Source organism: Pseudomonas sp. SIMBA_041, from assembly GCF_046535095.1.
In the GTDB taxonomy this organism is placed as follows: domain Bacteria; phylum Pseudomonadota; class Gammaproteobacteria; order Pseudomonadales; family Pseudomonadaceae; genus Aquipseudomonas; species Aquipseudomonas mucoides.
The window spans coordinates 1-259 of record NZ_JAWRXJ010000519.1; the positions used below are offsets into that span (position 1 = coordinate 1).

Below are 259 nucleotides of genomic sequence, written 5' to 3' on the forward strand. Positions count from 1 at the left end.
GCGAACTACGGCGTGGAAATTCGTTTCCGTGACGCAGCCAGCCGCGATGCGGCGATCTCCTGGCTGACCTCGCGTCATCAGGATCTGGTGATCAACAGCAGCGGCAGCGATGCCCTGCGTGCCACCATGAGCGATGCTCGTCTCAGCGAAGCGCGTGAATATGCGGTTCAGCAGAACATTACTATTCTGCGTAACCGTGTGAACCAGCTGGGCGTGGCCGAACCGCCGGTACAGCGTCAGGGTTCCGATCGCATCGTAG

At 60.2% G+C, this 259-nt stretch carries 1 pseudogene; it reads left to right on the forward strand.

The features are described 5' to 3' along the window. A pseudogene (gene secD / locus SB725_RS32165) lies at positions 1–259 on the forward strand (protein translocase subunit SecD); the annotation flags it as partial.